19 protein-coding genes are annotated in these 20,784 nt (G+C 62.4%); 5 read left to right on the top strand and 14 right to left on the bottom strand.

Features of this window, described 5'->3' with window-relative positions; translation table 11 throughout:
- Positions 1–23 precede the first annotated feature (23 nt).
- The 3 genes from hslU to hslV are packed head-to-tail and all read right to left on the bottom strand — an operon-like array spanning position 24 to position 2,986.
- Complete coding sequence (gene hslU / locus SM763_RS08670; protein WP_368998244.1) at positions 24–1,337, bottom strand: ATP-dependent protease ATPase subunit HslU; 1,314 nt, start codon at positions 1,335–1,337, stop codon at positions 24–26.
- Between the two features lie 13 nt (positions 1,338–1,350).
- Positions 1,351–2,421 carry a hypothetical protein gene (locus SM763_RS08665; RefSeq protein WP_368998243.1) on the bottom strand — a complete coding sequence of 357 codons (1,071 nt, stop codon included), beginning with the start codon at positions 2,419–2,421 and terminating at the stop codon, positions 1,351–1,353.
- Between the two features lies 1 nt (position 2,422).
- Positions 2,423–2,986 carry an ATP-dependent protease subunit HslV gene (hslV, locus tag SM763_RS08660; RefSeq protein WP_065272014.1) on the bottom strand — a complete coding sequence of 188 codons (564 nt, stop codon included), beginning with the start codon at positions 2,984–2,986 and terminating at the stop codon, positions 2,423–2,425.
- Between the two features lie 484 nt (positions 2,987–3,470).
- On the opposite strand from hslV, the gene SM763_RS08655 reads away from it, so the two are divergent.
- Positions 3,471–3,665, top strand: coding sequence for a DUF1127 domain-containing protein (locus tag SM763_RS08655; protein ID WP_065272015.1), 195 nt, complete (start codon positions 3,471–3,473; stop codon positions 3,663–3,665).
- A 78-nt stretch (positions 3,666–3,743) separates the two neighbouring features.
- On the opposite strand, the gene SM763_RS08650 is transcribed toward SM763_RS08655, so the two are convergent.
- The gene (locus SM763_RS08650; RefSeq protein ID WP_065272016.1) at positions 3,744–4,109 is read right to left on the bottom strand and encodes a Lin0512 family protein; all 366 of its coding nucleotides are present in this window, start codon (positions 4,107–4,109) and stop codon (positions 3,744–3,746) included.
- The gene (locus SM763_RS08645) at positions 4,109–4,453 is read right to left on the bottom strand and encodes a Lin0512 family protein (RefSeq protein WP_065272017.1); all 345 of its coding nucleotides are present in this window, start codon (positions 4,451–4,453) and stop codon (positions 4,109–4,111) included. The genes SM763_RS08650 and SM763_RS08645 overlap by 1 nt, the downstream gene beginning before the upstream one ends.
- Before the next feature lie 180 nt (positions 4,454–4,633).
- Here SM763_RS08645 and SM763_RS08640 point away from each other — a divergent pair, with 180 nt between their 5' ends.
- Entirely contained in the window at positions 4,634–5,293 is a 660-nt protein-coding gene (locus SM763_RS08640; protein ID WP_274830006.1) for a dimethylsulfonioproprionate lyase family protein, read from the top strand.
- A gap of 94 nt (positions 5,294–5,387) precedes the next feature.
- Here SM763_RS08640 and trxA read toward each other — a convergent pair whose 3' ends face one another.
- From trxA to regB, 8 genes are all read right to left on the bottom strand, one after another.
- Positions 5,388–5,708 carry a thioredoxin gene (trxA, locus tag SM763_RS08635; RefSeq protein WP_065272019.1) on the bottom strand — a complete coding sequence of 107 codons (321 nt, stop codon included), beginning with the start codon at positions 5,706–5,708 and terminating at the stop codon, positions 5,388–5,390.
- A 62-nt stretch (positions 5,709–5,770) separates the two neighbouring features.
- The gene (gene addA / locus SM763_RS08630; protein WP_368998242.1) at positions 5,771–9,133 is read right to left on the bottom strand and encodes a double-strand break repair helicase AddA; all 3,363 of its coding nucleotides are present in this window, start codon (positions 9,131–9,133) and stop codon (positions 5,771–5,773) included.
- On the bottom strand, positions 9,130–12,066 hold the full coding sequence (gene addB / locus SM763_RS08625; RefSeq protein ID WP_368998410.1) for a double-strand break repair protein AddB: 2,937 nt from the start codon (positions 12,064–12,066) through the stop codon (positions 9,130–9,132). The genes addA and addB overlap by 4 nt, the downstream gene beginning before the upstream one ends.
- Complete coding sequence (locus SM763_RS08620; RefSeq protein WP_368998241.1) at positions 12,059–12,754, bottom strand: nucleotidyltransferase family protein; 696 nt, start codon at positions 12,752–12,754, stop codon at positions 12,059–12,061. The genes addB and SM763_RS08620 overlap by 8 nt, the downstream gene beginning before the upstream one ends.
- Entirely contained in the window at positions 12,754–13,749 is a 996-nt protein-coding gene (locus tag SM763_RS08615) for an aminoglycoside phosphotransferase family protein (protein ID WP_368998240.1), read from the bottom strand. Before SM763_RS08615 ends, SM763_RS08620 begins: the two co-directional genes overlap by 1 nt.
- A complete protein-coding gene (gene tsaE / locus SM763_RS08610) occupies positions 13,746–14,222 on the bottom strand; it encodes a tRNA (adenosine(37)-N6)-threonylcarbamoyltransferase complex ATPase subunit type 1 TsaE (RefSeq protein WP_368998239.1) in 477 nt (158 codons plus the stop codon). The genes SM763_RS08615 and tsaE overlap by 4 nt, the downstream gene beginning before the upstream one ends.
- A 74-nt stretch (positions 14,223–14,296) precedes the next feature.
- Entirely contained in the window at positions 14,297–15,844 is a 1,548-nt protein-coding gene (locus tag SM763_RS08605) for a PAS-domain containing protein (protein ID WP_368998238.1), read from the bottom strand.
- Between the two features lie 88 nt (positions 15,845–15,932).
- Entirely contained in the window at positions 15,933–17,330 is a 1,398-nt protein-coding gene (regB, locus tag SM763_RS08600) for a sensor histidine kinase RegB (protein ID WP_065272026.1), read from the bottom strand.
- Positions 17,331–17,475: 145 nt separating this feature from the next.
- Between regB and SM763_RS08595 the strand changes: the two genes are divergently transcribed.
- From SM763_RS08595 to SM763_RS08585, 3 genes are all read left to right on the top strand, one after another.
- Positions 17,476–18,096 (top strand): SCO family protein, encoded by a 621-nt coding sequence (locus SM763_RS08595; protein ID WP_368998237.1) that lies wholly within the window; start codon positions 17,476–17,478, stop codon positions 18,094–18,096.
- 81 nt (positions 18,097–18,177) lie between these two features.
- The gene (locus SM763_RS08590) at positions 18,178–18,732 is read left to right on the top strand and encodes an ActR/PrrA/RegA family redox response regulator transcription factor (RefSeq protein ID WP_065272028.1); all 555 of its coding nucleotides are present in this window, start codon (positions 18,178–18,180) and stop codon (positions 18,730–18,732) included.
- A gap of 26 nt (positions 18,733–18,758) precedes the next feature.
- Positions 18,759–19,946, top strand: a complete 1,188-nt coding sequence (locus tag SM763_RS08585) for a glycosyltransferase family 61 protein (RefSeq protein ID WP_368998235.1) — start codon at positions 18,759–18,761, stop codon at positions 19,944–19,946.
- 9 nt (positions 19,947–19,955) lie between these two features.
- On the opposite strand, the gene SM763_RS08580 is transcribed toward SM763_RS08585, so the two are convergent.
- Complete coding sequence (locus tag SM763_RS08580; protein ID WP_368998233.1) at positions 19,956–20,552, bottom strand: HD domain-containing protein; 597 nt, start codon at positions 20,550–20,552, stop codon at positions 19,956–19,958.
- Positions 20,553–20,784 lie beyond the last annotated feature (232 nt).

The raw sequence follows: 20,784 nt of genomic DNA, 5'->3' as shown, positions 1-20,784 counted from the left end.
CAGCCGCAACCGGGCGGTGTTGTTTACAGGACGTAGCGGCTCAGATCGTTGGAGCCGCCCAGCTCACCAAGGTTCTTGGAGACAAATTTAGCATCAACCACAACAGCCTCGCCGCCCCGGTCCGGCGCGGTAAAGGACAGCTCTTCGAACACCCGTTCCATCACCGTGTAAAGGCGCCGCGCGCCGATGTTTTCCACCGACTGGTTCACCTCGGCCGCGATTTTCGCCAGCGCCGCGATACCCTCTTCGGTAAAGGTGACCTCGACCTCCTCGGTGCCCATCAGGGCGGTGTACTGGCGGGTCAGCGCATTGTCTGTCTCAGTCAGGATGCGGATGAAATCCTGCTCGCTCAGTGCGCGCAGGTTCACCCGGATCGGCAGACGGCCCTGCAACTCCGGCAGCAGGTCTGACGGTTTTGCAATGTGGAAAGCGCCGGAAGCGATGAACAGGATATGGTCGGTCTTGACCGGCCCGTGTTTGGTGCTGACGGTGGTGCCCTCGATCAGCGGCAGCAGATCGCGCTGCACGCCTTCGCGGCTGACGTCGCCACCACGGGCATCGGAGCGGGCGCAGACCTTGTCGATCTCATCCAGGAAGACGATGCCGTTCTGCTCCACCGATTCCAGGGCAACGCGGGTGACCGTCTCGTCGTCCAGCAGCTTGTCCGCCTCTTCGCCGATCAGCACATCATAGCTTTCGGCGACGGTGAGGCGCTTCTTCACGGTGCGCCCGCCCATGGCTTTGCCGAACAGGTCGCCCAGGTTCATCATGCCGCCCATGCCGCCGCCGGGTTGGCCGGGAATATCGAACATGCCGCCCATCGGGTTCGAGGTATCGGTGACCTCCAGTTCGATGACGGTGTCGTCCAGCTCGCCAGATTTCAGTTTCTTGCGGAACACTTCGCGAGTGCTGTCGCGGGCCTCGGTGCCGGCGATGGCGGTGATCACGCGCTCCTCGGCGGCCTTGTGGGCCTTGGCCTTGACGTCTTCGCGCATGAATTCGCGGGTTTGCATGATCGCGGTGTCCACCAGATCGCGGATGATCTGTTCGACGTCACGGCCAACATAGCCGACCTCGGTGAACTTGGTGGCTTCGACCTTGATAAAGGGCGCGCGGGCGAGTTTCGCCAGACGGCGGCTGATCTCGGTCTTGCCGACGCCGGTGGGGCCAATCATCAGGATGTTCTTGGGGTAAACCTCGTCGCGCAGGTCATCGCCCAGCTGCTTGCGCCGCCAGCGGTTGCGCAGGGCGACGGCGACGGCGCGTTTGGCGTCTTTCTGGCCGATGATGAACCGGTCCAGTTCGGAAACGATTTCGCGGGGTGTCAGGTCAGTCATGGGATTTCCCGTATCAATGAGAGGGCGGCAGCCGGTGAAGCGGCACCAGCCCGGACAAGGGTGAAAGAAGCGCGGCGCGGATGCGGGTCCAGAAGGCCCCCAGCGCCACAAGGAATACGCCCAGAACCAGAATGGTCGATGCGGCGCCTTCGCCGTCGAACACCGTTCCGGCCAGGGTCACGCTATAGCCGATCGCGGCAATCAGGAATGACCGCCGGTCGATCACGATGGCAACAAAGGCAAAGGCCAACAGCACGGCCAGCAGCAGCAGATGCGCGCCGCTGCTGCCGTTTTCCAGCAGGCTGAGCGCGATGGTATTGACCAGTGCCGGGGCGGCGACGACGTGCAGCCAGAACCCCTGCGCTGAGCGCCGGGTGACCCGGTGCGGATCGCTCATGTCGAAGACCATCGCCACGACAAAGACCGCAAGCCCCACCAACAGCGTGATCCAGGCGAAGGGACCGCTGGCCGACAGTAGGAAGAAATCGCCGATATCGGCTGGGGTGCCCATGCGGATCGCCCCCATCAGCAGCGCCAGTGCAAAAACGCCAAGCGCGATCAGGGCCATGGCAAAGGGCACCCGGAACCGCAGCCAGTAGATGGCGATGGCGACCGTGGTTAGCGCGAATGGCAGCTGCATGCTGGAATAATCGGTCTGGGCAATCATGAAGGGCTGGGAAAACTGCGCCGACAGCCCTGCCCCGGCATTCACCGCCCAGAGCACGGACAGCGCAATGGCCGGCGCCACCATACGTCGGCGGCGGATGAAATATTCCGACAGCACCCACAGAACCGCGGCGCCGATCACCGCGGCGGTGACCGTCTTGCTTTGATATCCGCCCAGGCTGCCCGCCAGCATCGCCGCCGTGACCGCAGCCCATCCAGAGGCGAGGATCAGCAGCCCGATGACGATGAAGATCTCGTTGAAGCCCTTGAATAGCTCAAACGGTTCATCGCCTTCGGCTAGGTTTTCACGCGCGCCCCGGCGGCTGTCGGCCAGCGCCAGCAGCGAGGCAGCCTGCGCCTCGCTCAGCAGGCCCGATCCCACGGCGGCGCGCAGATCATCGCGGTCGATGCCGGACACCCTATTTCTCCGGGCTGATGGTTTCGACGGTCAGCCTGCCGTTGGTATAAACACAGATATCGGCGGCGATCGCCATGGATTCGCGGGCCACGGTTTCCGCCGATTTGTCACTGTCCATCATCGCGCGGGCCGCCGCGAGGGCGAAATTGCCGCCCGAACCGATGGCGGCTACGTCATGTTCCGGCTCCAGCACATCGCCGGCGCCAGTGATGACCAGAAGGTCCGTTCCATCGCTGACGATCAGCATCGCTTCGAGCTTTTGTAGATATTTATCGGTGCGCCAGTCCTTGGCCAGTTCGACGCTGGCGCGCGCCAGTTGGCCCGGTGTGGCTTCCAGCTTGGCCTCAAGCCGCTCCAGCAGCGTAAAGGCATCGGCGGTGGAGCCGGCAAAGCCCGCGACCACGTCATAGCCGCCGGGGGAAAGGCGGCGAACCTTGCGGGCGCTGCCCTTGATCACGGTCTGGCCCAGCGACACCTGCCCATCACCGGCAATCACCACAAGCCCGTCTTTCTTGACACCGATAATGGTGGTCCCGTGCCAGCCGGGGAATTGATCGTCTGCCATGCATGCCTCCAGTGTTGTTGCAGCCATATATGGGCGTTGGGTCCTTATTGCTCAACCGGGTATCTGACCTGCGGCTGCCTTTGCCCAATCTAATGCCGTGCCTAGCCTTCAACTTGCGTTGATCCATCTGGCGGGCAGGGGGCTGTTGACGGGGTTCCTGACCCGAAAACTATGAGAGATGCAGGGCAAAACCATGCGTTATCAAATGATTGCAAGCCAGGCGATGAAACGGCAAAGCATGCCAAAGGATGGATCGGCGTTCGGCCCCGGGCAAATGTGCCGATCAACGGCCGTTATCAAACCCGCTGATGCGCCCCTTGCACTGTATTAGAAGAGCGGATCACGGCGTTAACAAACTGTTCATTTGTTATGCAATAGGCGCAGATCGGGGCTGTCAAACGGGCAATTGTGAGACTCACCCGCCTCTCCTACATGGGCGTTAACACCGGCATGGGGCCGGTTGTTTTGTTACAGGACCCATAAAATGGCCACAACAGCAAATATCCATGCACCCCTCGGTGCGGTTGCCGTCCTCCGCATCGTCGACACCGTTCTGAACGCAAAAGCTGCCTTCGCAGAAGCCCGTGAAGCCCGCATCACCCGCCGTGCGCTGTACCGTCTGTCCGACGTCCAGCTGGCCGATATCGGTCTGACCCGCGAAGACATCTCGAAGATCTGATAGGCAGACCTTCACATGACCTTATACAGCTAGCAAAGCCGTCCGAACCCGGACGGCTTTGTGCATTTCAGGGGGCTTTTATTCCGACCACCTGTAGCGTCCGGCCAGATCGGGCAGCCAGGCCTCGATCGCAGCCGTTGCGATGACATGCGGCGCCTTGCCATCCACACCCGCCACATCCAGCCCCCCGAAGACGGCCCGCACTTTTGCCCGGCCACGCGGCAGATCGGCGGCCACCAGATCACAGTCCACCGCTTCGGGCTTTTGCACGGCGATGGTCACCTCCACCCGCATTTCGGAATGATCGATGCCCAGTTCGGAAAACAGGGTGATCGAGGAATGATGCAGCGCATCCTGCACCGCACGCCGGGCCGCCTTGGTGTAGTCCTGCCCATAAAGATCGTTGCCGGTGCCCATTTCCAGAATGATACGTTTCTCCGTCATCACACCGCCTCCATTTCAAAAGAGACAATGACGGCGGCATTGGCGATGACCGTCTTACCGCCACCCGGTTTGTCGATATCCAGACCACCTTTGGTGATGCGGATGTCGGGGCGGCCATAGGGAAAGATCTCCTTCAGCGCATCGGCATCCACGGAGTCCGGCTGCTGCACCCCGATTTCGGCGTCGATGATCATGGCTTCCTTCGGGAAATCGAACAGTTCGGCCATGTTGACCGAATTGTGCCACAGGGCATCCCTGATCGCGCGTTTTGCCGCTTCGGTGTAATCGGCGCGGCGCAGGGATGTGCCCATGCCGAATTCCACCAGTACCCGCGTTTTGGCCATGACGGTCCTCCTGTCTGTTTGCGGCCACTTTGACGGGGATCGGAGGCAAGGAAAAGGGGCGCCTTTCAGGGTCCGGTGCCTGCGGGAGCTGCAATTGCGACTCCATCCCGTCGCTGTGGCGCTAGAGCGAACCGCAGCATGCGGAGACAAGCTGGGCAACCGTCAGAGGAGGGCGCCGACATGACAGAACACACGCGTCTGAAAGATAGCCCCGAGTGGGATTATCTGCTGCGGGATTTCTATGAGTTCTACCGCCGCCTGCCTGCGGGCGGCAGCGTCAAGATCCGCAGCCATCAGCGCATGGTCCGTGAACGCATCAGCCGGGTTCTGAAATCCAATGCCGAGGTTCGCGCCGGTGCCAGCGTTGATAAACCTGTGACGGCGCATCTGCAGCGGGCGCTCGACAACGGACGGCAGGAACGCCACGGCGCCTTTATCCGCGCGATCGAGGCGGTGCGGCAGCATCTGGTCTGGCAATACGGTTATGAAAAGGTACCGCGCGGGTTGGAGCGCAAATATGCCTATGCCGAACTGGCTGGTCCCACCGGCCCGGTGATGACCGACGAGGTGATCCTGGGTCTTGTCCTCTTCGCGCCGGGCTGCACCTATCCGGCCCATTCCCATGATGGCATCTCGGAGAGCTATATCTGTCTCTCTGGCGCCGTGTCGGAGAATGATCAGGGAGTCTATGCGCCGGGGTCGCTGATCTTCAATCCGCCGGGGCAACTGCACCGCATCACCGTGGCGGATCATAACCCGTCGCTGCTCTGCTACGCTTGGGTTGGCGATCAGGAGAAACTAGCCAACCAGAAGATGGTGTTCACGCGCGCACCCAAATAGGCGCAGATCACCGGACGGGTTTTATTGCGGGCCGACATGAAAAAGGGCGCCACCGGGGCGCCCTTCAAAAATTCTCGCTTCAGATCCAAGCGGATCAGATGCTTTCGTTGATCCAGCTTTGCAGCGCAGCCTTGGGTGCGGCGCCGGCGCGGTTGGAGACAACCTGACCGTCCTTGAAGATGAACAGCGCCGGGATACCGCGCACGCCCATGGCGGCAGCAGCGTTCGGGTTGCTGTCAACGTCGACCTTGGCGATCTTCACCTTGTCGCCGTATTCGGCGGCCAGCTCTTCCAGAGCGGGGCCGATCTGCTTGCAGGGGCCGCACCATTCGGCCCAGAAGTCTACGACAACGGGAACGGAGGAGTTCTTGACTTCGGCGTCAAAGGTTTCGTCGGTGACGGCTACGGTGGACATGGAAATGTCTCCTGAGATGAGTGGCAACTGGATGCTGAACCTAGGTAGGGCTTAAGGACTCGTCAAGGTTCCCCGTGACGCTGGAAGGCCGGCGTCACAACTTCGTGCGGCAGGGGCATCAGGGCTGCGTTGCGGGTCCATATCAGCGCCGTTTCGATGGTTTTGCCGGGGTAGATGCGCCCCAGCGCCAGCGCATAGGCGCCCATTTGCCGCAGCAGCCCGTCGGGACATTCGGTTACCGATTGCGGAACGGTTGCGTTTGATTTGAAATCCACCGCCAGAACCCGGTCAGATTCCACGATCAGCCGGTCGATCACCCCGTGCAGGCGGATGCCATCCAGATCGGCCGTCACGGCCACTTCGGACAGGGTGCCGGGGGCAAAGACATGCGCGAGATCGGGATTGCGCAATACGGCGCTTGCCTCCTGCAGCAGTTCCCCTTGGTCCTCGCATCCCGCCAGCAGCGCCCGGGCCAGATCCGGCCAGCGGTCCTCTGGCTGTGCGGGCAGATGTTCCAGCAGCAGGTGCAGGTTGGTGCCGCGCGCCTTGGCAGCCTCCTCGTCCAGACCCTGATCGCCAGGCAGCGCCTTGGCGCCGCCCAGGTCCGATGGGCTGAGCGTCGGTTCCGGCGCGACATAGGCCGGGGCAGGCTGTGTAAAGACCTGCGGCAGGGTCACTTTCTTTGGCTCGGGGGCGTCGTGGTCGACAAACTCCAGCCCGTCCCAATCGCCATGCTGCAGCCGTAGGCCCGGCCCACCGGGCAGGTCCGTTTCGGCGGCGCCGCCGTCATTCAGAGCCCGTTCGACCATCTGGTACCAGCTGTCACCCTCTTTCGACAGCTCCCCGGCACTGGCGACGATCAGCCACTTCTCTGCCCGCGTTAACGCCACATACAATAGGCGCAGTCTTTCGTTCTGCTGTTTCTCCTGCGCGGCCTCGCGCGCGGTGAGCATGGCGGCGGGCATTTGGTCCTTGGGCACGCGCCACAGCGGCGCGCCTTCGGCCACGATGATCTCGGCATCGCTGGGCGGCTTGCGTTTGGCGGTATCTGGCAGGATCACGATCGGCGCCTCCAGCCCCTTGGAGCCATGCACCGACATCACCCGGATCATATCCCCGGCGGCGCCCATCTGGCGCTTGATCTCAAGATCGTCGGTCTGCATCCAGACCAGAAACCCGGTAAGGCTTGGAATATCGGTGCGTTCATAGGCCAGCGCTTGGGACAGGAGCGCGTTGATGCCGTCCTCTGCCTCTGGGCCAAGGCGGCCCAGCAGCCGCTGGCGGCCCCTGTGACGGGTCAGGATCCGCTCGATCAGATCATAGGGGCGCAGAAAATCGGTCTGGCTGCGCAGATCGTCGATCACCTGCATCGTTTCGGGATATTCCGTGGCCCGATCACGCAGCGCTGCCCACAGATGGTTGCCGCCTTTGCGCCGGTGGGCAAGGTCGAACAGCATCTGTTCCGACCAGCCAAAAAGCGGTGATTTCAGCGCGGCGGCCAGCGACAGGCTATCCTCGGGCGTTGCCAGAAACGACAAGAGCGCGGCGATATCCTTGACCGCCAGTTCGGCACCCACCTTCAGCCGGTCGGCACCCGCGATGGGCAAGCGGGCGGCCTTGCAGGCGCGGATGATTTCGGAAAACAGCTCGGACCGGCGCTGCACCAGGATCAGGAAATCCCCGGCATGTACCGGGCGGCGCTGAAAGGTGCCGCGGGTCGGGCCGTCCTCGGGGATGGTGACCTTGTCGTCGATCATCCGCTTGATCTCGCGGGCGATGCGTTCGGCCAGGATCACCGTGTGATGACGGGCGCCGGGCCGGTCCACCGGATCGGTCCAGTCGCGGTCTTCCTCATCATCCAGCTTTTCCACCGCAGGCCAGAGGTCCACGCGCCCCGGCAGATCGGATTTAAAGGCACGGTGCAACGCGTCCTTGTGAAAGCCGGCGCGGGGGCTGTCCTTGAAAACCAGATCGACCAGCCGCAAGATCGCCGCAGAGGAGCGGAAGGAAAACTCCAGCGCCGCATTCTGAAGCGCCGCGCCGGTTTCGGCCAGACGGCGACCGAATTCTTCCTGCATGCGGTCAAAGGCATCCGGGTCGGCGCCCTGAAAGGAATAGATCGATTGTTTCTTGTCGCCGACCACAAAGATCGTGCGCTCTACATCCGACCGCGCGCCGATCCCTGATGTGAATTCCTGCGCCAGTTTTTCGATCACGTCCCATTGTACCGGGCTGGTGTCCTGCGCTTCGTCCACCAGGATGTGATCGATGCCGCCATCCAGCCGATAGAGAACCCAGGCCGCCACCGCCGGATCGTTCAGCAGCAGCCGCGCCTTGAGGATCAGATCATCAAAGTCGAGCCAGCCGCGCAGCTGTTTGCGCCGCTCGTATTCCGGCAGGAACACGGAGGCAAAGGCGTGCAGGTCCTCGGATTTCTGCGCCGCTGCCAGCGCCAGCCGTTTGGCACGGGCGTCCTCGACCCGCAGCATGAAAGGCTCCAGCCGATCCATCAGATCGGGGTTGTCCTTTTGCAGCTTCTTGGTCGGAAAGCTGCCGACCTTGGCCGTGAAGGGCGCTTTGGCGCCGGCGCCAGTCAGGAAAACCGACTCTAACACGGGCAGATCGGCTATCTTCGGTGTGTCGATCCCGGCGAGTTTCGCGGCAGCTTTCTGATCGTTGGTGCCGCCGGTTGCCAGCATATCGCGGGTGCGGCTCAGCAGCTCATCTTCTCCACCAAGGAACACCAACGCCTCCAGCGCGGCAGCGTCAAACCCTTCGGGCAGGTCGAACAGTTTCAGCAGACCCGCGCGGTCCAGAGGCTGGGCAAATTCGGCGCGGCGCTGGCAGATGGCAGCGGTCAGATCGTCAAAATCGCTGCCTGCAACATGCCGGGCCAGCGCCTCGACCAGATGCGCCTCGGGGCCGTTGGCGATGTCCTCGACGATTTCAGCGCGCAAAAGGGTGGCGGCGCGGTCTTCCATTTCGGCGAATTGCGGGCTGACGCCAGCCTCCAGCGGGAAACGGCGCAACAGCGAGGAACAGAAAGAGTGGATCGTCTGGATCTTGAGGCCACCGGGCGTTTCAATCGCGCGGGCAAAGAGCGTGCGCGCCTGCTCCAGTCCCTCGCCCCGGGCCACGTCGCCGGCGCCCAGATCCTCCAGCGCCGCGCTGAGCCTGTCATCGCCCAGCATCGCCCATTCGCCCAACCGCTGGAACAACCGGTTCTGCATCTCGCTGGCGGCGGCCTTGGTATAGGTCAGGCAGAGGATGTGCTGCGGCTGCACGCCTTTCAGCAACAGCCGCGCCACCCGGTCGGTCAGCACCTTGGTCTTGCCCGATCCGGCATTGGCCGCCAGCCATGTCGAGGCATCGGGCCGCGCGGCGCGAAACTGCGCCTCAGATGCTGCATCGCGGGGGGCGGTCATGTCAGATCCTCCGGCTTTGGCATGTCGCTGCGGTCCCATTCGCCAAAGCGCGCCAGATGATCGTAGTCGCCGGCAAAATCGTCCCGGTGCATCATGCGACGGCTGCTATAGCCCTGTTCGGGGTCGAAATAGGCTTCGATCAGTTTCTTCAGCTCAGCCCAGACCTTGGCCGGGGGTTCATCCGCCAGCGGCGCGGGCACTTCCTTGATCGGGGATTTCAGGCCGATGAAGGTCGCGTGCTCGACCCGCGCCGCGCCGTAGTCCTCAAAAGCGCCCTGTTCGGCCATGGCGGCTTCGATCAGCAGTTGTTTGTCAAAGGCGCGCTGTTGTTTGTCGGTCGGTGGGTCGCCGGTCTTGTAGTCAAAGATATGCAGACAACCGCGTTCATCGACGTCGATCCGGTCGGCCTGTCCGGTGATCTGGAAATCGAGCGGCGCAAGGCGAACTCCTCCGCTGATTTCAAACCCAGAGGGGCGCGCAGCGGCGCGGCGGGTCTGTTCCCCCGCGACAAAGCTTTCGGCAATGCGGACAATGCGCGCCAGCCACAGGCTGCGGGCGACCGGCCAGGGGACCTCTGCCTGCAATTGGCTGCGGGTGCGCGCGATCAGCTCTTCCGGGGTCAGCAGCTCCGGGTTGTCGCGGCTATCGCGGATATAATCCTCAAACACCTTGTGCACCACGATCCCGCGCAGCAGCGCATCCGGTTCCCGCATCAGCGGGTTCAACGGCTTCAGGCGCAGCACATGTTTGGCGTAAACCGCATAGGGATCGCGGATCAGGCGCGGGATTTCCGTGACCGACAGCTGTCGCGGACGGGCGGCAACCGGCGGGCGCGGGGCAGGGCGGCTGGCCGGCTCGCTCGGCAGCGGGACCTCCAGCGCTGTTGACCAATCCAACCATGTCTGCCCGCGTGCGCGCATTGCTTCCAGCGCGGCGCGCCCGCCTTGTTCCGGCAGGCCGCGCAACAGGTTCATCATCCGGTTGAGCCAGCGCGAGGGTACGGTATCTGCCTCTTCCGAGCGTTTGGCACGGGTCAACCAGACCTCAGGCGCGGCCACGGCCTGCTGGAAGTCATGCGCAGAGAGACCGATGCGGCGTTCGGGCAGCAACAGACCGGCCTGATTGCGCAGCTGGCGGTTCAGCCAGGGATCGGGGCTGGCGGCCTCGGGCCAGCTACCCTCGTTGAGGCCGGCCAGAATGACCAGATCGGCGCCTTGAACACGGGCCTCTAGCGTACCCCAGATCATGATCGACCCATAAGGCGCGTCGCGGTCGCGCACTTCTTCCTGCGCCAGCAGCGCGCCCAGAAGATCGGCAAAGTCGCGGGCGCTCATCTCGCCGCCGAATTGCGCGTTCTCTTCCAGATCGGTGATCACCTTCAGCGCCTTTTGGCCGGCTTTCTTGTCCCAGAGCGTGCCGCTGCCGCCCAGCTGACTGCCAGAGGCAATGCCTTCGGCGCGGGCGCGCAGGCGGGTGATCCAATCCGTCAGGGACAGGTTGCCCGGGGTGACCTGATCGGCAAATTGTGTCGTCAGCCAGTCGATCCAGCCGGGGATCAGATCGCGCGTGGCGTCAAAGGCGGCAAAACTGTCTGCATCGGGGAAGGGCGGGCCATTGCGGCGCAGCTCGAGTTCGAAATCGCGGGTATGGCGCAGGTGTTCGCCGCGCGCAGCCTCTGGCCCGTCATGGGTCAGCGGGTGTTTCAGCAGCGTCAGCAGCATGTCCGGCGTCAGCACGTGGTAGAACAGCTCGGCCACGTGGCGCAGGAAACGGCCCGGCGGAGAAAGTTGCAGCGGCTGACCGGCGGAATCATCCGGCAGGATGTCCCAGCGGTCCAGCGCTGCCGACACCTGCCGCGTCAGCATCCGGTCGGGGGTGATCAGCGCCGCGGTCTGGCCATCCTCGGCGGCCTGCCGCAGACGCAAAGCGATGGTGAGCGCCTCGGATCTGGGGCTTGGCGCTTCGACAAGGGTGATGGTCTCGGCAGCGCGGTCGATATCGGTCAGCTTGGGTCCTTCGCTCATCCAGGCGTCGGTGACGGGGGCAGGGCGCAGCGCCAGCGACACCAGCCGGTTGCGGGCCGGATAGGGCGGGGTTTCATCTGTCCAGGGGTCCACGTCACGCGGCGTGAGCTCCAGATCCTTCATCAGCCGGTAGAACCGGTACTGCGGGTGGTCTTCGGAGATCAGCGGATCATCAAGGCCGGACCAGACGTGATCGGGCTGGTCGAAATCGAACCCCGGCAGGATCACCGCCCCCTGCGGCAGGCGAGCGATGGCTTCCATCAGCATCAGCGTGGTACCGCGCGAGCCGGTGGAGCCGGCCAGGATCACCGGGTGTTGCGGCGGTGCGCTCTGCCACTGGTCGATTAGGTTCAGAACCACCTGCCGCTGGCGGGCTTCCTTGTCCATGGCATCGTCGTGGCGGTCAACAAAATCATCTGCGATCCCGATGAAGGCCTGCGCGCGCGCCCAATGCCCGGACATGTCCGAGACATCAAGATTGCGGATGGTGTCGGTGCTGACGCCTTCGCCCTGCATTTCATCGATCAACGCCGCCAGACTGTCGGAGAGATCAAAAAGCGAGGCCCGCGCCGCGAGATCCGGCTGCGCGTCCAGCAGTTTCGCGATCAGCTGCGATAGTTCCAACCGGCGCCTGAGCGTGGGCAGAGCAGGCGGCAGGCCGTGCAGGGTGGCGCGCTGTGCCAGATCGGTCAGCAGCGACAGGCGTGGCAGCAGTAGGGTGGGGCCGACGTCAAACAGGTCGCGCACCCGGCGCTGCATGCGGGCGGTGTTGACGATCACCTCGGCGCGGGCCAGCGCCTCGGGCGGGAGGCCAGCGCTGCGCGCGATTAGGCCGTTGACCAGCGCCCGCGGGAAATCGACACCGCAGGGCAGGGCGAACAGGCGCGGTTTGTCCTGTGGTTCAAACATCGTCATGTGCCAGCAATTGCTCCGCCAGGGTGATGCCTTCGGGGTGTCCCACATCGCACCAGTGGCCGGGATATTCGAGGGCGTACAGCCGTTTTTCCTCGATCATCGGGTTCCATAGCAGGCGGGTGGAAAAGGAGGCCTCGTTGATGCTCTGCAATCCGTCTGTCTTGAGGATCTGCACACCGCCCCAGACCAGATCGCCGCCCCATGAAATGCGCCCGGCCGCATCGGCCGAGAAATCACCGCCGCCCTGCCGCCCCACAGCGCGCGCCAGCGGCACGCAAAGCATCAGGCCATCCATCTGCGCCGGATCCCAGGCGTCGCGCAGCATTTCAAAGGGGTTCGGCCCGGCCCAGATCACATCGGAATTCGAGGTGTAAACGGGACCATCGCCCAAGAGGGGCAGCGCATGGCGCAGCCCGCCGCCGGTATCCAGGATCTCCGGCTGTTCATCGCTGATCAGAACGCCTTGCGGTTTCAGGTGCTCCTGCAGGATCTCTGCCTTGTAGTGGGTGTTGACCACGATCCGCGCGGGCTGCACCGCGTGGGCCAGATCCAGCGTGTGGTCGATCAGGGGTCGCCCGGCAACCGGGATCATCGGTTTCGGCAGATCCCGGGTCAGCGCCTTCATCCGGGTGCCAAAGCCGGCCGCGTAGATCATTACGGCTTCGGGGGATAGCGCCGCCATTATCGCAGCCTGTCCAGGTTTTCGGGGCTGGGTGGGGGTAGATCACTGCGCAGCCAATCCGCCAGCGGCGCAAGGGCGGGGTGCTCCAACCCGCGCATGACATGGCCCCAGACGCGCGGGATCAGATCCAGATACTGCGGCTTGCCGCCTTCCTGCGACAGCCGCGCAAAAATGCCAAGGATGCGCAGGTTTCGCTGCACGCCGATCACCGTATAGGCGGTGCGGAACCCGGAGGGATCGACCCCGGTGACCTCAATGTAGTGATCGATCATCTGCATCTCGACTCCGGCGGGCACATCGCGGCGGGCGTCCTGCAGAAGCGAGACCAGATCATAGGCCGGATGACCGGTGCGGGCGTCCTGAAAATCGATGACGCCGACGCGGGCGATTCCGTCCCGATCTGGCAGCCACAGCAGGTTCTGGGCATGAAAATCCCGGTGCACAAAGACGGCATCGCCCTTGACGCTGTGGCGCAGGATGTCTTCGAACTGATCCTCGAACCGATTGGTCAGCACGCTGTCCTCCTGCCCTGTAATGCCGCTTCGGTAGGTTGTCATCACAAGGCTGGCCATTTCCGCCATGACACGCGGACCAAGCGGCTCCAGATCGGGCAGCGGTGCCTGATGCAGCGCAATCAGAAGATCGGTTGCGGCCCGGTAGAGGGACATTTCCTGACTGGGATCCTGTTCGATCACGCTGCTGAACAGCCCGTCGCCGAGGTCCTCAATCAGCAGGAAGCCGTGTTCTGCGTCCTCAGCCAGAATTTCGGGCGCGCTCACGCCCTGTTCGTGCAGGTATTCGGCGATCTGAACGAAGGGGCGGATATCCTCGCCCTTCTCTGCCGGGGCATCCATCAGCACCGCAGAGCCGCCGTGTGGGCCGATCAGCCGTTCATAGCGGCGCATCGAGGCATCGCCGGCCAACGGGCGGCGTTCCCAGCTGCCGTATCCGGCGCCCGACAAAAAGGCGGAGATCAGCTCTGTTCGGTCTGTCATGAAAAAACTTGCTCCATCAGGGGCTGCCATCTGTCATCGCTCCACCGCAGGGTCAGCAGACGGGCATCTTCGCTATCGGGGTCCAGTGCAAATGTCAGGTGCAAAGCGTGCTGCGGCGCCAGCTCCTCCAGTCGGTCGGGCCATTCGACCAGGGTGATCGCGGTGTCAAAGGCGGCGAGCAGCCCCAGTTCTTCGACCTCATCAAGCGACGACAGGCGGTAAAGATCCGCATGCCACAGCTCACCCGCCGGGACCTCGTAGGTCTGGACCAACGTGAAGGTGGGAGAGGGGACATCTTCGGGGATGTCCTGCAACGACTGGATCAGGTGGCGGGCGAAATGCGTCTTGCCGGCGCCGATGGGACCTTCCAGAAGCAGGCAATCGCCCGGGCAGAGGGCCCCGGCGATTTTCTGTGCCAGATCAGCGGTGTCTTCGGCCGAAGCCAGAGTGCAGGAATGAGGACTTTTGATCATGGCGCCACAATGGCGTCAGGCGTCATGCGCTGCAAGCGGGATTGCCTTTGGGGGTGCCCGGCTTGCTGCCCTGCTCAGCTGTGATCAGAGATGGCAAAGCGTTCCTGTTCGGCGCAGGGCAGGCTGGTCTGCGGATTGCAGAAGCTGACCATGGTGGCGCCGTTCTGGATGCCGGTGACCTTGCACATCAGCGGCGCGCCGTCGCGCAGTTTCACATTTGCCCACCAGGGGTCGCGCGCATCGCTGGCTGCGACGAAATCGCGGATCTCTCCCCAGGCCGGGGTCGGGGCGCAGGTGTCCTGCCAGACGCGGCTGGCATCCATGATCGACACTTTGGCAAAGCTGGCGTCTGGGTCCATTTTCCACATCTGATGATAGGCTGCGTTCGAGAAAGTCATGCTGCCATCATTGGCAAAGACGGCGATGGCTTCGTCCATCTGGTCCATGATCGACTGGCCCATTTCCAGCTCAGAGCGGAACTGACGGGTCAGGGTCACTTCGGCGGTGATGTCCTCGAACAGGAAGGCAATGGCACCATCGGGATGCGGGCGGCCAGAGACCGAATAGACCGAACCCGAGGGCAGCGACCATGTTTCCTTGTACCGGCCTTCAGCAGCGGCCTCGAGCAGGTCTTCGAACTGGTGGCGCCAGCTGGAGTAATTCTTGGGCTCAGGCATCATACGCTGGTCGCGCAGACGGTCGAAAAAGCTCATCAGGTTGGGACGGGAGCTGAGGAAATCGGGCGGCAGCGCGGTCAGGTCGATCAGCACAGGGTTGAACAGCACCAGCTGACGGTTGCGATCAAAGATGGCCAGACCAATGGACAGCTGGGCAAAGGTTTTTGCCAGAGTCTGCACAAAGTTGCGCTGGGCGATTTCGGCATCCACCACCGCATTCACATCAACAGCGTGACACAGCCAGCCGGCTTCGGTTTGAGTGGTCGAGATATTGTACCACAGCTGCTTGTTGCTGTCGGGCAGCGGGATGGAAATCCGTTCCGGTTTGCCGCTGGATTTGGGTTCTTCAAGATCGGTGAACAGGGGCACCGACACATCCACGTCGCGACCGCGGATTTTATGGGTAAGGTTGTCATAGGCCAGGTTGGACCAGGTGATCGCGCCTTCATCCGATTGCAGCCAGACCGGATAAGGGGCCTGATGCACGGCTGCGCGCAGGGTGGTCAGTTCCTGATCTTGCGACCTGTTCTGCTCTTCCAGAGTCGAGCGGCGCAGCTGCACGCGGGTAATACCGTCGATCCATTCACAATGCGCTTCGCGGCTTTCGGCGGATTCGGTACCCGACAGGACAAGGGGACCGACATCTTTCAGAAATCCGGGCGATTGCGGCAGGCCGGGGTAATTGCGCGCCAGCTGGTCGCGCAGCATGTTCCAGCTGAACGCCTCGGCGTGTTCGCCAATGAATTTGCGCGCGCCCGAGGACCAGCCGATCAGGTTGGTGTCGTCAAACAGGAAGACCGCATCAGTACGCCCGTCGCTGGACAGCAGATCCTGCTCCAGCGATTTGGAGCGCGCGCCGGGAGACAGCCACCACACAGCGGCCGCGGCTGTGGCGGCGCAGAGGGTTGCCAAGATTAGCCATTCGATTGAAACGATGTTCTGCATGTTGTCCTGCCTTGCTCGCGTATCGCTTTATCAATGGTTGCTTAAAAATGGTTAAATGAAGTTTAATTGGTTGCTAAAAAGTGAACAGTTAAATTTCAATTCTCTGGTTTTTCCCGGTTGGAACGGCATTTTCGCCCTTGAGCGCGTCGACTTTGTCACGCGGCCATGAGACTTCGACGATGGCACCCCGGCGTTCTTTTGGCAGTATTAGTCCGGGAAGCGGGGCCGATCCATTGGTAAACCGCAGGTTGGCGCCGCTGCGTTCCAGCAGGGTTTTGGCAATGAACAGCCCCAGCCCCATGCCTTCGTAACCGGGGCGTTTGCGCCGATCAGATCCACTGCGCCGCCGTTTCATGAAGGGATCGCCGATCCGGCCCAGCATCTGAGAGGGGAACCCGCGCCCGTCGTCGCTGATCCTGACTTCGATTTTTTCGTCGTCCCAGGCGGCGTCGATCCAGACGGTGCTGCCTGCGAAATCCACCGCGTTCTGTACCAGATTGCGCAGACCGTGGATGATCTCGGGTTTGCGCAGGATGGTGGGTTGCTGCAGGCTGCCGTCCTCCAGCGGGGCTTCGTGAAACACGACCGTCGTGCCGCGGTCCATATGCGGTTCGGCTGCCTCGTGGATGACGGTCGAGAGCGGCGCCTGGCGCAGATGCAAGTCGTCCTTGCCGGCCCGGCCCATGCTGCGCAGGATATCGCGGCAGCGGTCCGCCTGTTCCCGGATCAGGGCGGCGTCTTCGCGCAGGTCGGGGCGGTCGTCCAATTCATCCAACAGTTCGGCACTGGCCAGTTTTATGGTGGCCAGCGGTGTGCCAAGTTCATGCGCGGCGGCAGCGACCACGCCGCCAAGGTCGGTCAGCTTTTGCTCACGCGACAGGGCCAGTTGGGTGGCAGAAAGCGCGTCCGACATGCTGCGGATCTCGGTGCTGATCCGGAAGGAGTAGAACCCGATAAACAGGATGGCGATGACGATGGCGGTCCAATTGCCAAAGACAAAGACATCCGGAACCCGCAGCAGGAACCCCTGTTCGGTGCGCAGGGGAATATGGAATTCTGCCATCAGAGTCACCAGCATGATGGCAGTACCGCCAATGATCAGGGTTGAGCGCAGCCCCATCATGGCAGCGGAAATCGTCACCGGCGCCAGAACCAGCAGGGCAAAGGGATTGTGCAGACCGCCGGTCAGGCTCAACAAAAACGCCAGCTGCATCAGATCGAACAGAACCATCAGGAAGTTTTCGAATTCCGATAGGCGCTTGTTCTCGGGGAACATCAGGGTGGCGACAAGATTTCCGGTGACCGCGATGCCGACCGCCAGAAAACATAGCGGCAGCACCAGTTGCAGATTGTACATGTACTGCGCCACCAGGATCGCAATGATCTGCCCGGCGATGGCCACCCAGCGCAGCAGGATCAGGGTCCGCAAACGGATCCAGTGGCTGCGTTCTTGGCCATGCATCAGGCCGAATTGGGTCTCGCTCATCTGGGCCTCCTGATCTGCGGCGCATTATCACGTTCCCGCGCCGATCGGCGGTGTGACGCCGTGTGCAGTTGCATCGGCTGAGTTTCTTGATAGGTCTCGCGCCCGAAACGATCAACAACCCTTCCCGTTCGCAAAGTGTGATCACATGACCCGCCTATATGCCCTTCTTGCTGCCCTGTTCATTGCTGCTCTTGCCGGCGGCACCTGGTTCCTGACCCGCCCAGGGGACAGCGATGACAAATTCGCCCAGTGTCGCAGCAGCAAGATTGCCGGTGGCGCCGATACCATTGGCGGGCCGTTCGAACTGGTCAATTCCAAGGGTGAGACGGTCACCGACAAGGATGTCATTACCGAACCATCGCTGCTGTACTTTGGCTACACCTTCTGCCCCGACGTCTGCCCGCTGGATGTGTCCCGCAACGCCGAGGCCATCGATGTGCTGGATGAACGCGGTTACAGCGTGACACCGGTGTTCATCTCGATCGACCCGGACCGCGACACCCCCGGGGTGGTTGGCGATTTTGCCTACAACATGCATGAAAAGATGATCGGTCTCACCGGGTCGGCCGAGCAGGTCAAGGCGGCCAGCCAGGCCTACAAGACCTATTACAAGAAACAGGACGGGGATGAGGACTATTACCTGGTCGATCACTCCACCTTTGCCTATCTGGTGCTGCCGGAAGACGGGTTTGTCGAATTCTTCCGCCGCGATGAGACGCCCGAGCAGGTGGCAGACAAGATCGGCTGTTTCATTGATAACATGTAACGGTGTCTGGCATTTGACCTTTGCCACCCGGCGTTTAATATCCAAAACAAAAATTTGCTGAACGAACGCGGAGGAGCGGGCATGGTCGAAGCGACGCAAAGGGACATCGGACCCGACAAATCGCTCTTGTTGGTCGATGATGATGAACCGTTTCTGCGCCGCCTGGCCAAAGCGATGGAAAAGCGCGGTTTCGAGATTGAGACCGCCGGATCCGTCGCCGCCGGCAGCGCCATCGCCACCGCCCGGCCCCCAGCCTATGCGGTTGTCGATCTGCGGCTGGAGGATGGCAACGGTCTGGATGTGGTCGAGGTGATCCGAGAAAAACGTCCCGACAGCCGGGTTGTGGTGCTGACCGGATATGGCGCCATTGCCACCGCCGTTGCTGCGGTGAAGATCGGCGCCACCGATTACCTGTCAAAACCGGCGGATGCGACCGATATCACCAATGCGCTCTTGGCGTCGGCGGATGAACTGCCGCCGCCACCGGAAAACCCGATGAGCGCGGACCGCGTGCGCTGGGAGCATATTCAGCGCATCTATGAACTCTGCGACCGCAACGTGTCCGAAACCGCTCGGCGGCTGAACATGCACCGGCGGACCTTGCAGCGGATCCTTGCCAAACGCAGCCCCAAGTAAAGGCAACCCCCAGGCGAGGACCACACATGACAGAGCATGGCGCCGGACCCGAAGATCAGCCGTTGCCCGAAGGGGGCTGGTCCGAGGAGATTGAGACCCTGCGCGATGCCTGCGTGATCCCGCCGGTCGACAGTGCGCTGGTGCAAAAGGCCGGTGTTCTGACCGCTTCTGGTGATTACTGCGCCAAGGCCGCGCTCTGGCGCAAATACCGCCCGATCACCGTGCAGCCCGACCCGCCGAGTGAGGTCAACGCAACCCTGCCGGGGCGCTGGCTCTGGGGCGGGGTGCTCTGGGCGCATTTCGGGCATTTTCTGGTGGAAAGCTCGTCTCGGCTCTGGGCGCTGCCGCATCTGGATCAGCCGGTGGACGGCATCTTGTTCATCCCCAAACGCCCTGCCGTGGGCGATGAAACGCGCGGCTTTCAGCGCGAGTTCATCAATCTTTTTGCACCCGGCCTGCCAATCCGGGTTGCGGCTGAACCGACCCGGGTTGAGGAACTGGTGGTGCCAGGGCAGGGGTTTGGCCTTGGCCATATCACCCGGGGCACCCGCAAGTTCCGCAATGCGGTGCACAGCCGCTTTGCCCGGGATGTGACCCCTGAAGGCCCTGAAAAGCTCTATATCTCCCGTTCGAAACTGGGCCTCAGCAAGGGCGGTCTTCTGGGCGAAGAGCAGATGGAAGAGCTGCTTCAGGCCGAAGGCTATGAGATCTTCCACCCGCAGGACCACAGCCTGACCGAGCAACTGGCCCGCTACAAGGCGGCGCGGCAGGTGATCGCGGCGGATGGTTCGGCACTGCATCTCTTTGCCATGGTGGGGCGCCCCGATCAGAAGGTTGCGATGATCCTGCGGCGCCAGTCCGGCGCCAATAATCTGCTGGCGATGAATGTAGCGCATTTCTGCAAATGCAATCCGCTGGTGATTGGCGCGCTTCGCACTGAATGGGTGCCGGTCAACAAGCCAAAGTCGAGCCGCAACAGCTTTGGCGAGATCGACCATTCGGTGATCGGCCGGGCTCTTGCCACGCATGGATTCATCTCTGCTGATGCGACTTGGCCGGTGCTGAGCGACGATCAGCGGCAACAGATCCTTGTCGAAAAGGGGCTTGGCGGCAGCGACCGTTTCGTGGAATCGCCCGAATTCAAACAGCAGCGGATCCGCGAAATGCGCCGCGCCCGTCGGGCCAGGCGGGCGGCCAAAACCGCCAACGCCTGAGGTAGTGGCCTAAAGCTGCGCCAGCAAATCTGCATGGCGGCTGACAAAATCACGGCGCACCTCGACCGGCGGGCGCAGGTCGATAGACAGATCGCCCGTGATCTGCGGGTCGATGCGGCCAAAGAACTTGTTGGCCTCCGTCTCCGAAAACCCGGCGATCTGCACCGCCTCCATCCATGCGCTGATCTTGTCGGCGCGCTTGATCTTGGACTTGATGGTTTTTGGCAGGGCGGCGGGCAGGCCGAAACGGACATGGATGGCCGTAGTCAGCCGCTGATCCAGATCTTCATACCCGGGACCGACTGCTGCCTTCACCGGGGATATCATGTCGCCTATCACATATTCCGGGGCATCATGCAGCAGCGCGGCCAGGCGCCATTTAACGGGCGCCTTGGGATAAAGACGGGTGAACAAGCTCTCGACCAGCAGCGAATGTTCGGCCACCGAATAGGCGAAATCACCCTTGGTTTGCCCGTTCCAGCGCGCCACAAAGGCCAGCCCATGGGCGATATCCTCGATTTCAATGTCGACGGGCGTGGGATCCAGAAGATCCAGTCGGCGCCCTGACAGCATGCGTTGCCAGGCGCGGGCAGGTTTTGGAGGCATCGGTCGGGTCCGGCTCTTACAGAGGTTTTACCTGTGCCTAGCCGCTTGGCACCCAGCGTGCAAATCCTGAATTGCGTGGCATTTGGTCCGGGGCAACCCTCTGCTCTGGGTGGTTTCATTGCTTGTAAAGCGTTGCGGTGTTAAGTGCGTGGCCAAGTTGAGGCTGAGCCAGAATGGAGTTGCCAATGGGCACGGATTACATCGTCAAAGACATCGCATTGGCCGGGTTTGG

The sequence above is a fragment of the Pseudophaeobacter sp. C1-32P7 genome (assembly GCF_041008775.1).
In the GTDB taxonomy this organism is placed as follows: domain Bacteria; phylum Pseudomonadota; class Alphaproteobacteria; order Rhodobacterales; family Rhodobacteraceae; genus Phycobacter; species Phycobacter gallaeciensis_A.
The sequence above is the reverse complement of the archived record's forward strand: the minus strand, read 5'-3'. Positions and strand labels throughout refer to the sequence as shown.